Raw genomic sequence first — 13,066 nt, forward strand, 5'->3', positions numbered from 1 at the left:
TCTCGAAACGCAGATGCGAGGGGCTGCATCGAAATGCCCCGGGTGGAACCAACACCCGAGACGCGGCTTCCAAATCCACGGAGGATTCGGTTGCCATGATTGCGTTCATTCTACCGGGATATAAACGTCCCGCACGACCGTCGAATCGCCCGACACGAGTAGCGTCCTCGCCGCAACGACCGAGGCGCGGTCGCGATGGATAGCAGTTCGGACGCGAGCGACGACGACGAGTCGCCGTTCCCCGACTGTCCGCGCTGTGGTGACCCCGTGCTGTTCTCGACCGCCACCGGGCCCCACACCGGCTCCGTCGCTCCCTGCGGCTGTTCGGTTCCGCCGGACCTCTTTCCGAGCCTTCGCGAGGAGTAGGTCGGAGGGGACTCGAGCCCCGACGATCAGCCGGCCGGTCGGCGGGTTCGATCGAATCACCACACACCACCTGCCGACATCGCCCGTCGGACGGCCGGTTCGGAACCGGGACTCGAGTCACGTCATCCCCTTCGAAAGCAATTCTCTATTCGAATTGGGCTGCGACGAACTCGTCGATGGAGCGTGCAGCAAATGGCGGAATAAATTTATTTGCGAGGAATCGTCGTATCTCGACGGTGGTCTGTTTCGGTTCTCCTTCGATGACCGAATCCCGTTTAGCGATCGACTCAATCGCATCCGATAAGTCGACCTCGGCAATCGCCCGTTTTGTCGTTCTGGATCGAACATCCTTCGCCCACAAAACCCATCGGAGGCCGTCTGTCCCAATAGCGACGAGGTACCGTTTCTCTAACGTCTTCAGGTACTTCGCAAACGTGTCTGAGTCGACGTAATCCTCAATGTCGGCAGTCGCACGTCGCTTATCTCCCGTTATTTGTTCTTCGTTCGCAGCTTTTGCTTCCAGAATACAGTCGACCTGTGGCGAGACGTTTTTGAGTAAATAGTCCGGTCGGTTGATCTCGAGGCTCCGATAGGTACTCGGTCGTCGGACGAAGTGGGGGCCAGTTCCAACGTAGTCCTCGGAGATCGGATTCCGATACCCGAGTCCGTGGAGGATCGGCTCGATAAGGTACTGCTCCGTGAAATGCTCTCGTGCCTGGTTGACTTTGGGGCCAGACAGGGTACGGGTCGAACGGCAGAGGCTCCGTAGCTCCCCGCCTTCGCCTAATTCCCGGAACTTCTCAGGAAATACTGTTAACTGCTGACGAACGCGCTCGGCGAGGACACTGTCTGCGTTGAGGCCCATATTGGAGCGTTCAGCAGTCATTCTCCAACAGCCTCTTCGACGATTTCAATTTCTTCGTCGGTCAATCCGTAGAGTTCGTATACGATTTCATCGATCAGCTCGTCCGTCTTCTCGATCTTTTCCTCGAGTTCCTCGGCTCTTGCTTTCGTCTCGAGGTAGCTCTCCAACCCCTCGCGCACGTCGTCGACGGCGGGCAGGGTGAGCTTTCGGAGTCGATCGACCAGCGAGTTGGTCTTAGTGGCGGTCTCGCGGAAGTTCGCGAAGCCGCCGGCCTCGTCGACTGCGACGGGGACGAAGGCCTCGATCAGGTCGGCCTCGGTTTCGGTGAGGTCGGAGATGATGAGGGCTGGGAGGGGTTCGGTTTCGGTGTAGCCCCAGCGGTCGGTCTCGTACTCGTCTTCGTTTTCGGGTTTGTAGCGGGCAGTGAGGCGGATCTCGAGGGAAGTTGGGGACTCACGGACAACTTCGATGGTTCCGATCCGGAGGTTCTTATAATCTTCAACTGTATCAGTAAGAATTGTATTAGCTAGTCCATTAGGAGGCTGGACGAATCCGATATCTGGAAGGGGTTGACTATTGTTATAGTTTCCAAGATAATCGAGAACATTCAGCGATAAGCCTTCTCGAGTCTGTATATTACTCGCCTGCTTGTCACTAAGCAGTGCCAAGATTTCACGACCACTATTCTCTTCAATATCAACTTCAGGAAATAGAGCGTCGATTTTTCTTAAGCTAGGATTTTTAACTTGATTATTGAGGTTCGGGATTGGCAATTCCTCGACATCATTTAAAGTTATTCTTGGGAAATTATCTGTGACTATTTTGTTAGATGTCCTAATGAAGAACCAAGAGATAGAAGCTGAATTTATCACTGCTACCAGCGATTGAGGTGGCACATTTTGTTCGGGGATTACACTAAGAACCGTCTTGTAACAGACTGCATCTTCATTGATGAATGCCGAATGTATCTTGTAACGACCAGACCCTGTTATTTCCCTGATTAGTATGCGGTCTCCTTCAAAATATTTCCATTCTCGTTCCCGATGCAGGTGGCTCCCATAGTCAATCCATGTTTCTTCAAGATTTTTAACACGGTATCGTCGGATATTATCACCAGACAATAGTGGGACATGTCTATCAGTATCCTTTGTAGTAGAATGGAAAACACGGTTCTCTATTTGTTCCTTTGTATGATCATCTTTCCCATATGCTTGGATACCAATTGAAACAGCGCCAATTTCATTCAATTTGGTAGAATTACCAAGCATTTTCCTTATAACTCTCTCTTCGCCCTTTGATTGTCGAATCTCAATTTTTCCAGCAGGGCCTCGAAGATCGGATTGATTATCTTTCTTTTTTACTGTTTTATTTGCCAAGTCATTTTCTGAATTTTCAATGGTGACTATATCAGTCTCTCCACCATCATTTTCTGTTTTCGTGAGGATTGGTATTATCGTATCCACTGTAGCTTCGTCAAAGACCGTCTTATCAAATTGAACAATCTGTTTGATCCAAGATTTGGCGAAAATGTAATCCCTCAAGCTTTCTGTATTTTCTAATGTAAGCCAAGGCTTTGGAACAATATATCCAAACTCGCCACCGTGACGAAGATGTATAATCCCTTGTTCAATAAATGCATGAAATGCATCAATCTTATACTGAGTAGAGTCATATTCCTCTCTAAGATAGTTTTCTGATTTGTCTTTTACTTGTACATATGGTGGATTTCCAATTACCGCATCAAATCCAGCATCCTCACGCTTCTCCCCATCACCGTCGAAAAACACTTCGGGATACTCGAGTTCCCAGTGGAAAAACGACTGCTCACCGCACATCGACTGCGCGGTCGTGAACCAGTCCGCTTCCTGCACTTCGGTCCACGCCTCTTCGTCGTCGATCGCTCGAGCCATCCGCTCGTAGGCCCCCTCGGGCACATCCAGATCGAACCGCTCGGCGGTGTGGACGTTCGTCAGTTCGAACAGCCGCTGGTAGAACGGATCCTCGCGAATCCCCGAATAGATCTCCTCCATCGACTTGACGTCCTCGAGCGACTCGTTGTCGATCTCGAGTAACTCCTGCATGCGCTCCATGACGTGCTCGAGGGTATCCTGCCGGACGCGGGCCAGCGCCTGCTGCAGCGTCAACTGCCCGTCGTTGCTCTCGGTCTCGCTCGAGAGCACCTCCGTCACGTCCGACCCGACCAGCGAGTTACCCGCCTTGAGGTGGTGATCCAGGAACGCGAGCGGCTGATCCGCGGCGAGGGTCTCGAGCCACATCGAGAGCTTCGCGAGTTCGACCGCCATTCCGTTCAGGTCGACGCCGTAGATGCACTCCTTGGCTACGTCCCGTCGTACCCGCTGCTCGTCGAAGGCCGTCGCCTCCTCGAGTTCGCGCACCTCCTCCATCACCTGCTGGGCGAGGTACTCCGTCGCCCGCGTGAGGAAGTGCCCGCTCCCCATCGCCGGATCCAGAATCTTCAGGTCCGTCACCCGCCGATAGAACGCGCCGAGATACTCGTGGGTCCCCGGCTCGAATCCCTGCTCCGTCAGATCGGCTTTGATCTCCGCGACCAGCGGCCCCACCGTCTCCTCGACGATGTAGGTCACCACGTAATCCGGCGTGTAGTACGCGCCCGTGGCCTTCCGCTCGCCCTCGTCGTTGACCACGTACAGCCCACCCTTTTCGACCGTCTCGACCGCGTCCGCGACCGAGACGTCCGTCGCGGGTTCCCAGACCTGTCCGCCGTCTTCCGACACCGCCGCGTACTCCTCTGGGGCGATCCGGAACTGGTGCTCGAGCAGCCCCTCGTAGACGCTCCCGAGGTGGCGCGTGTCGAGGTCCGCGTAGTCCGCCAGCACGTACCGCCCCTCGTCGTTCTCGGTCGTCGAAATCCGGTAGATGACCTCCGCGAGATACCGGTTGCTGACCTCGTGATTTGCCAGGAAGTCGTGCGTCTCCCGGTTGAACAGCCCGCCGTTGTACGGCGGAATCCCCAGCGATTCCTCGCCCTCGTCGATCAGCCGGAACAGATCCTCGAGCCGGCTCCACATCGTCGTGGAGTGCTCGCTGTAGGTGTCGAAGCCGTCGTCGACCTCCCCGATCTCGTCGTGGATCTCGAGCCGAAGCTCGTCCAAACTGAAGTTCTCCTCGTACTCCGCGACCGCCTCCTGACCCTCCGGGTGGATGAGTCCACGAGACTCCGCATAGAGGACGAACATCAACCGATAGAGCAACACGAGCGACTGCTCTTTGAGTTCGCCGAGCCCCTCATCGTCGTCCGGATCGATTGCAAGGTCGTTCGTCTCGACGAACCCCCGACCGAGCACCCGAACCGCGGTGAAGACGTTGTCCTGCAGATCCTCCCCCAACTCCTGGGCGACCGTCTCGCTCTCGGACCAGACCGAATCGAGAAACGTCGTCCCGCCCGACTCCCGGAACGCATCCGGGCGGAAAAAGGCGTAGAAGTACTTGAACGCGTCCAGATCGCCGCGCTCGAGCAGCTCCGGCAGGTCGACCTCGTAATACGTCTGGGTCTCGTAGTCCTTCGTCCCGTAAAGCCGCCACTTGCGACCGTTCGTCAGAACCCCCCACTGAATCCGCTCGGGCGTCCGCTCGAGGTAGTGTTTGATCTGGTGGGAGGCGTTTCGATACGGCCGCTGGTCGCTGAATCGCGCCGTGAAGTCGGCGTTCCACTGTTTGGCTTCGACCAGGCCCACGCCGCGGTCGAACAGATCCGCCGTGTCCTCCGAACTCAGGTAGACCTCGGCCGCGTCGCGACGCGCCGCCGTATCTTCGAACAGGAGCACGTCCACGTAGCCCCCGCCCTCGGGCAGCGTCGTCTCGACGTTCGTTCCGAACCCCAGCACCTCGAGCACCTCGTCGATCCAGTTGTCGATCAGCGGGTCCTCCTTGTAGCCGTCGACCAGCCCGGACTCGAGTTCGTACAGCGACTGCAGTTCGGCCAGCGCGTCGCTGGCGGCCGCGTCGCACTCCCACTCGTCTCGTTCCTGAATTCGCTCGTCGAGATAGTGCCCGGAGAAGAGGTTCGAATTCGTGTACGGACGATCCGACAGCGTCGCCTGACTCATGATACCTGCCACCTCGAATTGTCACGTGAAGAAACTGCTGGTAGCGGGGCCGCTCGAGGCACCGCTTCCCGTCGACGGAGTCGACCCCGACTGGATTTCGGGAGCCGACGCTCGAGCGTCACCACATCGTTCGGGGCGGTGGAGCCACGACCGCCCCCCGACGACGGTTCACGACTCAGGATCTGTAACGGGTGGGAGGTTTACCAGTGGTTCCCGTGATATGAAACTGATGTCAACTCGAGAAGTCGAACTCCAAAGTACGGTTGGCGGGCTCACGGCGAAAGGGAAACTCCACACGTTGAGCGTGTGGTTCATTCTCGCGCTCCGGTTGATGATCGGACTCGCGTTCCTCCAGAGCGGCGTCGACAAGGTCCTCTCGGGCGAGTTCTCCGCGAGCGGCTATCTACAGAACGCACCGCCGGCGAACGGCAGTCCCGTCGCGGACCTCTTCGTTTCGATGGGGAACACGCCCTGGTTCGTCGACTTCGTAAACATCGCCGTGCCGTGGGGAGAGGTCCTCATCGGACTCGGGGTACTCCTCGGCGCAATGACCCGGCTTGCAGCGTTCTTCGGCGCGTTCATGATGCTGCTCTTCTATCTCGGGAACTGGGACGTCGCCCACGGCTATATCAACGGCGACTTCGCGTACATGCTCGTGTTCCTCTCCGTTGCCGCCTTCGGTGCCGGCCGAATATTCGGACTCGATCGATACATCGAATCGTACGAAATCGACGGGCAGCCCCTCGTCGAGCGGTACCCGTGGACTCGGTATGTCCTCGGGTGACCCGTCCCGAACTGCGAATCGTCGTCGCCGCCGACCGCTATCGCGGCTCCGACCCGATGCGCCGCGTGGCGAGGACAGCGACGCGACGCCGCGCCGGGTTGCCGGATCGCCGAACGTGGATGCTGTCGCGGTTTCGATCGATCGCTGCTCGCCGAGCCCCTTCTCGAGACAGTGAACGCCCGCCGGTAGAAGTAGAATCGAAGGGTCGTCGGTCCTCAGTCGTCGGCCGCCTCGGCGTCCTCGCCCAGTAGTTCCTCGCGGTGCTCGTCGAGCAGCGGCGCGCGACCGCGGGGCTCGGGGTTCGTCTCGCTCATCTTGATCGGATTGCCCGCAATCTCGACGTCCCTATCGGCTCCGGGCTGTTCGACCGGCACGAGCATATCCCGCGCGTAGACGTGCGGGTCGTCAAAGATTTCTTCGGTCGTCTGCACCGGCGCGGCGGGGACGCGACCCTCGAGTTTGCCGACGAGTTCGTCGTTGGTCAGGTCGGCGGCCCACTCGGCGAGTTCGGCTCGGAGCGCGTCGCGGTTCTCGAGTCGCTCCGGCGTCGTCGGATACGCCTCGGCGAGGTCTTCGCGGTCCATCACGTCGCAGAGTTCCGCCCAGTGATTGTTGTTGAACGCGGCGATGACGGCGTAGCCGTCGTCAGTCTCGAAGGCGTTGTAGGGAAAGAGCGTGGGGTGGGAGTTGCCCCGACGAGTGGGGGCCTCGCCCGTGTACGACTGCTGGTAGACGGCGCGCTCGGTGAAGCTGAGCATCGAGTCGTACATGGCGGTGTCGACGTACTGGCCCTCGCCGGTCTGCTCGCGGTGGTTGACCGCCGCCAGAATGCCGATGCAGTTCAGCGTCGCCGTAAAGAGGTCGCCGACGCCGGGCCCGGTCTTCGTCGGCGGGCCGTTGGGCTGTCCGGTGGTCTCCATGACGCCGCCCAGCGCCTGCGCGATGAGGTCGAAAGAGGGCTGGCCCTGCCGTTCCGTCTTGCCGGTCCGCGGGTCGCCAAAGCCCCGAATCGAGGAGTAGATGAGATCGGGGTTGTGCTCTTTCAGCGTCTCGTAGCCCAGATCGTACTTCTCCATCGTCCCCGAGCGGTAGTTCTCAACGACGACGTCGGCCTCCTCGATGAGCGAGAGGAAGTCCGCGCGGTCCTCGTCGTCGCCGAGGTTCAGTTCGATGCTCTTTTTGCCGCGGTTGACGCTCTGGAAGTAGCCCCCGTAGGCTTCTTCTTCGGGGTCGTCGACGAACGGCGGATTCGACCGGATCATGTCGCCACCGGGTCGTTCGATCTTGACGACGTCCGCGCCCAGGTCCGCGAGCAGCATCGTACAGTACGGCCCGGCGAGCACCTGGGTCAGATCCACGACGCGAAGGTTCGAGAGTGCTCCCATGTCTGTACGCCCCCCTTTCCAAACCAGTACCAAAACCCTTACCATCGATCATGTAGTTGTTTCCCGGTACCATTCCTCATGTTAATATCCGCCATAGAGACGCTGTTAGGATCCTTAAGGAATATTATCATGGAAGATCATTAGGTTTATAGGCCGGTCTCTCATGGTTGCGACTACGATGTCCCAAACGGTCGTCCTCGGCGTGATCGGCTCAGATGCCCACGTCGTTGGCATCACAATCTTAGAGCAAGCCTTCAGTGCAGCCGGCTTCGATGTCGTGAACCTCGGCGTCCAGACCTCCCAGGAGGACTTCGCCGAGGCCGCAGTAGCGCACGACGCGGAGGCCGTACTGGTCTCCTCGCTCTACGGCCACGCCGAGCAGGACTGCCAGGGATTCCACAGTGTCCTCGAGGACGCGGGCGTCGACGCGGTCAGCTACATCGGCGGCAACCTCGCCGTCGGACAGGACGAGTTCGAGCAGACCCGGAAAACGTTCCGAGAGCTCGGATTCGACCGCGTCTTCGATTCCGAAACCGATCCCGAAGACGCGATTGCCGCGCTCCACGAAGACCTCCAGATTAAACCGACGGAGTCGGAACGGGCGACTATCAGTTCGTAGATGTCTAGATGATACGAGACGAACGCATTCCATCCGACGAGCTACGGCGTATCGACGAAGAGATCCGATCTGACTGGCACACGGGCGAAGACGTCGACTTCGAGGACGCCATCGCGTACCACGAGTCGCTGCCCGACCACAAGCGATTCGCCGACGTCCTCGAGTCGGCCGACAAACCCCTTCTCCAGCCGCGAGCCGGGGTGCCCCGGCTCGACGACCAGATCGAACTCCTTCGATACCTCCTCGAGGAGGGCCAGGCGGATCTCCTCCCGACGACTATCGACTCGTACACGCGTGACAATGAGTACGAGAAGGCCCAGCAGGGCCTCGACAAGGCCCTCGAGACGGGCGACGACACCCTGAACGGCTTCCCGGCCGTCAACCACGGGGTAGACGGCTGTCGCGAACTGATCGACGCGGTCGACGCGCCGATCGAAGTGCGCCACGGCACCCCGGACGCTCGGCTGCTCGCCGCGATCACCTTCGCCGGCGGTTTCCAGAGCTTCGAGGGCGGCCCGATCTCCTACAACATTCCGTACACGAAACGCCACGGGCTCGAGGAGACCATCGAGAAGTGGCAGTTCGTCGACCGGCTGGCGGGAGCCTACACCGAACGCGGCGTGCGGATCAACCGCGAGCCGTTCGGGCCGCTCACCGGCACCCTCGTCCCGCCGTCGATCGCGATCGCGATCATGATCGTCGAGGGGAAGTTAGCAGCGACGCAGGGCGTGCGCTCGATCACGCTCGGCTACGGTCAGGTCGGCAACATCGTTCAGGACGTGGCCGCCCTACACGCGCTCAAGAAGTTAGGCAACGAGTATCTGCCCGACGAGGTCGTCGTCACCACCGTCTTCCACGAGTGGATGGGCGGCTTCCCGCCGGACGAGGCTCGTGCGAACGGCGTCATCAGCTTCGGCGGCATGACCGCCGCCATCGCACAACCGGACAAGGTCATCACCAAGTCACCCCAGGAGTTCCAGGGGGTGCCGACCATGGAGGCCAACTCGGCCGGTCTGCGCACGACGCGTCAGGTCATCGACATGGCGATCGAACAGCAGATCGACATCGACGGCATCGAGGAGGAACAGGACCTCATCGAGCGCGAGACCCGCTGTCTGATGGACTCCATCTTCGAGCACGGCGACGGCGACGTCGTCCAGGGAACGCTCAAGGCCTTCGACTCCGGTGCGCTCGACGTCCCCTTCGCACCCAGCGACAGCGCGGCAGGTGCCGTCCTGCCCGCGCGGGACGACGACGGTCGCGTCCGCATCTTCGAGTGGGCCGACCTCGAGATGGACGAGGACATCAAGGAGATTCACCGCGCCCGACTGTCCCAACGCGCGGACACCGAAGGGCGCGAGCAGTCGTTCCGGATGGTCGCGGACGACGTCGACGCGATCAGCGACGGCAAACTCATCGGCCGACCGCAGGGTGACGCCTCACCATGAACATTACAGGAATATACGCAACGCCCGGCTACTCCGGGTTCTTCTTCGACGACCAGCGCGCGATCAAGCAGGGAGCGGAACACGACGGCTTCACCTACGAGGGCGAGCCGGTCACCGACGGCTTCGATGAGATTCGCCAGGCCGGCGAGTCGATCATCGTCGACATCGAACTCGCCGACGGCACCGTGGTCCGGGGCGACTGCGCCGCGGTCCAGTACTCCGGTGCCGGCGGGCGCGACCCGCTGTTCAAAGCCGAGGAGTACGCCCCCGTCATCGAGGGTCCCGTCGCCGACGAACTCGAGGGCCGGGATGCGACCGAGTTCCTCGACAACGCCGAATTGCTCGAGGAGATGGAAGTTGACGGCGACCGACTCCACACGGCGATCCGCTACGGCGTCTCGCAAGCGCTGCTCGCTGCGGCTGCTGAAGCCGAGAAGACGACGCAGACGGACGTCATGGCAGATGCACTGGGCACCGAGCCCGCGACGGAGCCGGTGCCGGTCTTCGGCCAATCCGGCGACGACCGCTACAACAACACCGAGAAGATGTTCGTCAAGGGCGTCCCCGTTTTGCCCCACGCGCTCATCAACAGCGTCGAGAAGATCGGCGAGAACGGCGAGGTCCTCCTCGAGTACGTGGAGTGGCTCGTCGAGCGCTCCCAGGAGTTGGGGCCCGAGGGGTACGACCCTCGCTTCCACATCGACGTCTACGGCATGATCGGCGAGATTTTCGGCGCGCCCTACGACCGCGACGAAGTGGTCGACTACTTCGCTGCGCTCGAGGAAGCCGCAGCCCCCTATCCGATTCAGATCGAGGGGCCGATGGACGTCGGCGACCGGGCCGACCAGATCGATGCCATGGTCGAGCTCCGCGAGGGGCTCGACGCTGCCAACGTCGACGTCGATATCGTAGCCGACGAGTGGTGTAACACCTTCGAGGACGTGCAGGCGTTCGTCGACGCGGGCGCGGCCGACCTCGTGCAGGTCAAGACGCCCGACTTGGGCGGGATCCACCGAAGCGGACAGGCGGTCCGCTACTGCGATGGGACAGACACCCGCGCCTACCTCGGGGGCACCTGTAACGAGACGGAGACCTCCGCACGTGCCTGCGCCCACGTCGCGCTCGCGACGAACGCCGCGCAGGTGCTCGCAAAGCCCGGTATGGGCTTCGACGAGGGGTACATGATCGTCGAAAACGAGATGCGACGGACGGTCACCCGACGGAAACGAAAACAGTTACCAACTGATGCAGAGACGGACGAGGTGACTGCAGATGACTGATTGGACCGATCCGGACACGTTCGCACAGGTGCTTGAGGACGTCGAGACCAAAGAGAAGGGCAACTGCTTCGAGGACTTCGAGGAGGGGGACGTCATCGAACATGACCCCGGCCTTACGCTCACCCAGTTCGGCAACGAGTCCTGGATGAGTCAGACCCTGAACCACGACCCCGCCTACTGGCGGAGCGACGCTGCCGCGGAACGCGGCTTCGACGAACCGCCGGTTCACCCCGACTATCTCACCGCAGCCACCCTCGGCATCACCGTCGAGGACTTGAGCGAGAAGGGAGGCTACTTCCTCGGCCGCACCGACGTCCGGTTCCCCACCGCACCGGTCTATACGGGCACCGAACTCCACGTCGAGAGCGAGGTCGTCAACCGTGCGACCTCGAGTTCCCGACCCGAGTACGGCATCGTCTCCTGGCGCACCCGCGGCAAGGACGCCGAAACTGGCGACGTGCTCTGTTCGTACGAGCGGACGAACATGATCCCGCGCCGCGAGCCGATGGCGACGGACGGAAGCGGTGAGCGAACCGACGGTTCGCGATCCTCATCGGAGCTGCGCTCCGACGGTGGTGCCGCAACCGCCGAGGACGACGGCGACAACGGCCCCGAACTCCCCGAGGAGTTCATCGCACCCGAGGGCGGCTACTTCGAGGACTTCGTCGACGCGCTCGAGGAAGCCGACGACGAGAACGCCGCCGTCGCCTACCGCCACGAGCGCGGCCGCACACAAGACGACGTGACCGTCGCCTCGCTACCGCTTTCGACGCTCAACACGGCCAAACAACACCACAACGTCGACGTGATGAGCGACTCGCCGTCGGGCAGTATCGTCACCTACGGCGACGTAACTCGATCGACCGCGCTGGGCCATGCCCGCTCGGACGAAGAAACCTGGCGCGAGGTCGGCTTCGACGACGAATCGTTCCACACGTTCGTCGCCGTCGGCGACACCGTCTACGCCTTCACGCGTGTTCTCGAGGCCGAAGCGGACGCCTCGAGCGAGGAGGCGGGAACGGTCACCTTCGAACACATCGCGTTCAACCAGGACGACGAACCCGTCTACTCCGGAACCCGAACCGCGGAGATTCGAAAGCGTTCTAACTAACACGAACGACCATCACAGACGACCGCAGACAATCGCGACTTCAGATAGATACACATGACCGACGACATCCGACTCTGCCGTACGTTCCAGACCGCACCGGCCGCCGTTCCGAAAGACGACTCGGCGAAGTACCTCGTCTCCGCCCTCGAGGCGGAGGGGTTCCAGGCCCCCGACTGGCTCGTCCCCGACATGGAAGACGGGACGGCACCGGACATGAAAGCCGAGGGCCTCGAGAACACCATCGAGAAGGTTCCCGAGTACGACTTCCCCGGCGAGATCTGGCCGCGCGTCGAGTGGAGCTACGAGGACGAGGAGTACTGTGACAAGGGGCGCAACCAGATCGACCGCCTCGTCGGCGAAATCGGCGACGAGATCGACGGTGTCGTCGTCCCCAAGGTCGGCCGCCTCGAGGACGTGAAACGCGCCGCCGAGGTCGTCGCCGAAGCCGAGGCCGAACACGGCTACGACGACGGCTCGATCGGTCTCTCGATCATTATCGAGACCGGCCGCGCCCGGTCGGATCTGCGCGAGATTTCCAAGTTCGGCGAGGACTCCCGACTCACTGCGCTCGTCTTCGGGCCCGTCGACTACGCCGCCGAACTCGGCGGCCGCGACCTCGGCGACGGCATGCCACGCTGGGACGGCCTGCTCGAGGCCCTCTCGAACGAGTCCAGCGCCGCAGACCTGCTCTCGATCGGCGGTCCCTTCGATGACCTGTTCAAAGAGCGCGCCGGCCTGACCTACTACAACGCGGACGCCTACGCGGATCAGGTCGAACACGAAGCACAACTCGGTCTCGACGGCTCTTGGTCGCTGTACCCCAAGCAGACGATTCAGGCCAACACCGTCCACATGCCGACGCCCGAGGAACTCGAGCGCGACGTCCACAAGATCGAGCGCTTCAACGAGGCCAAACGCGAGGGTACCGGCGCGGTCACCATCGACGGTCAGATGGTCGACGAGGCCACCTTCAAGAACTTCCGCAACACGGTCCAGCAGGTCCGTGCGATCGACGACATCCGACCCGAACAGACCGAAGAGTACTACGATGCAGAACTGCTCGACCGGGCGCGCGACCTCGAGCTGTCCTACCGCTGAGCAGTCGCCGTTCACGTGCGTT

The 13,066-nt window shown here is 60.9% G+C and carries 10 protein-coding genes; 7 read left to right on the top strand and 3 right to left on the bottom strand.

What is annotated here, in order from left to right; genetic code table 11:
• The first annotated feature begins 195 nt into the window (after positions 1-195).
• On the top strand, positions 196-366 hold the full coding sequence (locus tag ACEWFR_RS08965; RefSeq protein ID WP_374060697.1) for a hypothetical protein: 171 nt from the start codon (positions 196-198) through the stop codon (positions 364-366).
• Between the two features lie 145 nt (positions 367-511).
• Here ACEWFR_RS08965 and ACEWFR_RS08970 read toward each other — a convergent pair whose 3' ends face one another.
• Positions 512-1,252 (bottom strand): hypothetical protein, encoded by a 741-nt coding sequence (locus ACEWFR_RS08970; RefSeq protein WP_374060698.1) that lies wholly within the window; start codon positions 1,250-1,252, stop codon positions 512-514.
• Positions 1,249-5,319: an Eco57I restriction-modification methylase domain-containing protein gene (locus tag ACEWFR_RS08975; RefSeq protein WP_374060699.1), complete on the bottom strand. Its 4,071-nt coding sequence runs from the start codon at positions 5,317-5,319 to the stop codon at positions 1,249-1,251. The genes ACEWFR_RS08970 and ACEWFR_RS08975 overlap by 4 nt, the downstream gene beginning before the upstream one ends.
• Positions 5,320-5,548: 229 nt before the next feature.
• Between ACEWFR_RS08975 and ACEWFR_RS08980 the strand changes: the two genes are divergently transcribed.
• A complete protein-coding gene (locus tag ACEWFR_RS08980; protein WP_374060700.1) occupies positions 5,549-6,103 on the top strand; it encodes a DoxX family protein in 555 nt (184 codons plus the stop codon).
• 215 nt (positions 6,104-6,318) lie between these two features.
• On the opposite strand, the gene mct is transcribed toward ACEWFR_RS08980, so the two are convergent.
• Entirely contained in the window at positions 6,319-7,488 is a 1,170-nt protein-coding gene (gene mct / locus ACEWFR_RS08985) for a succinyl-CoA:mesaconate CoA-transferase (protein WP_374060701.1), read from the bottom strand.
• A gap of 163 nt (positions 7,489-7,651) precedes the next feature.
• Here mct and glmS point away from each other — a divergent pair, with 163 nt between their 5' ends.
• Genes glmS through citE form a run of 5 tightly spaced genes read left to right on the top strand, consistent with a single transcriptional unit; the run spans position 7,652 to position 13,044 of the window.
• The gene (gene glmS / locus ACEWFR_RS08990) at positions 7,652-8,107 is read left to right on the top strand and encodes a methylaspartate mutase subunit S (RefSeq protein WP_098723740.1); all 456 of its coding nucleotides are present in this window, start codon (positions 7,652-7,654) and stop codon (positions 8,105-8,107) included.
• A gap of 8 nt (positions 8,108-8,115) precedes the next feature.
• Complete coding sequence (locus tag ACEWFR_RS08995; RefSeq protein ID WP_374060702.1) at positions 8,116-9,555, top strand: methylaspartate mutase subunit E; 1,440 nt, start codon at positions 8,116-8,118, stop codon at positions 9,553-9,555.
• On the top strand, positions 9,552-10,835 hold the full coding sequence (locus ACEWFR_RS09000) for a methylaspartate ammonia-lyase (protein WP_374060703.1): 1,284 nt from the start codon (positions 9,552-9,554) through the stop codon (positions 10,833-10,835). Before ACEWFR_RS08995 ends, ACEWFR_RS09000 begins: the two co-directional genes overlap by 4 nt.
• Positions 10,828-11,946, top strand: a complete 1,119-nt coding sequence (gene mch, locus ACEWFR_RS09005; protein ID WP_374060704.1) for a 2-methylfumaryl-CoA hydratase — start codon at positions 10,828-10,830, stop codon at positions 11,944-11,946. Before ACEWFR_RS09000 ends, mch begins: the two co-directional genes overlap by 8 nt.
• A gap of 54 nt (positions 11,947-12,000) precedes the next feature.
• Entirely contained in the window at positions 12,001-13,044 is a 1,044-nt protein-coding gene (gene citE / locus ACEWFR_RS09010) for an L-malyl-CoA/beta-methylmalyl-CoA lyase (RefSeq protein WP_374060705.1), read from the top strand.
• Positions 13,045-13,066 lie beyond the last annotated feature (22 nt).

Source organism: Natrinema sp. H-ect4, from assembly GCF_041894845.1.
Taxonomy (GTDB): domain Archaea; phylum Halobacteriota; class Halobacteria; order Halobacteriales; family Natrialbaceae; genus Natrinema.

What these genes read in the sequence shown, in the direction of transcription:
- citE (WP_374060705.1), top strand. Translation starts at nt 12,001, where the DNA reads ATGACCGACGACATCCGACTCTGCCGTACGTTCCAGACCGCACCGGCC.
- mch (WP_374060704.1), top strand. Translation starts at nt 10,828, where the DNA reads ATGACTGATTGGACCGATCCGGACACGTTCGCACAGGTGCTTGAGGAC.
- ACEWFR_RS08970 (WP_374060698.1), bottom strand. Translation starts at nt 1,252, where the DNA reads ATGACTGCTGAACGCTCCAATATGGGCCTCAACGCAGACAGTGTCCTC.
- mct (WP_374060701.1), bottom strand. Translation starts at nt 7,488, where the DNA reads ATGGGAGCACTCTCGAACCTTCGCGTCGTGGATCTGACCCAGGTGCTC.
- glmS (WP_098723740.1), top strand. Translation starts at nt 7,652, where the DNA reads ATGGTTGCGACTACGATGTCCCAAACGGTCGTCCTCGGCGTGATCGGC.
- ACEWFR_RS08965 (WP_374060697.1), top strand. Translation starts at nt 196, where the DNA reads ATGGATAGCAGTTCGGACGCGAGCGACGACGACGAGTCGCCGTTCCCC.
- ACEWFR_RS09000 (WP_374060703.1), top strand. Translation starts at nt 9,552, where the DNA reads ATGAACATTACAGGAATATACGCAACGCCCGGCTACTCCGGGTTCTTC.
- ACEWFR_RS08975 (WP_374060699.1), bottom strand. Translation starts at nt 5,319, where the DNA reads ATGAGTCAGGCGACGCTGTCGGATCGTCCGTACACGAATTCGAACCTC.
- ACEWFR_RS08980 (WP_374060700.1), top strand. Translation starts at nt 5,549, where the DNA reads ATGTCAACTCGAGAAGTCGAACTCCAAAGTACGGTTGGCGGGCTCACG.
- ACEWFR_RS08995 (WP_374060702.1), top strand. Translation starts at nt 8,116, where the DNA reads ATGATACGAGACGAACGCATTCCATCCGACGAGCTACGGCGTATCGAC.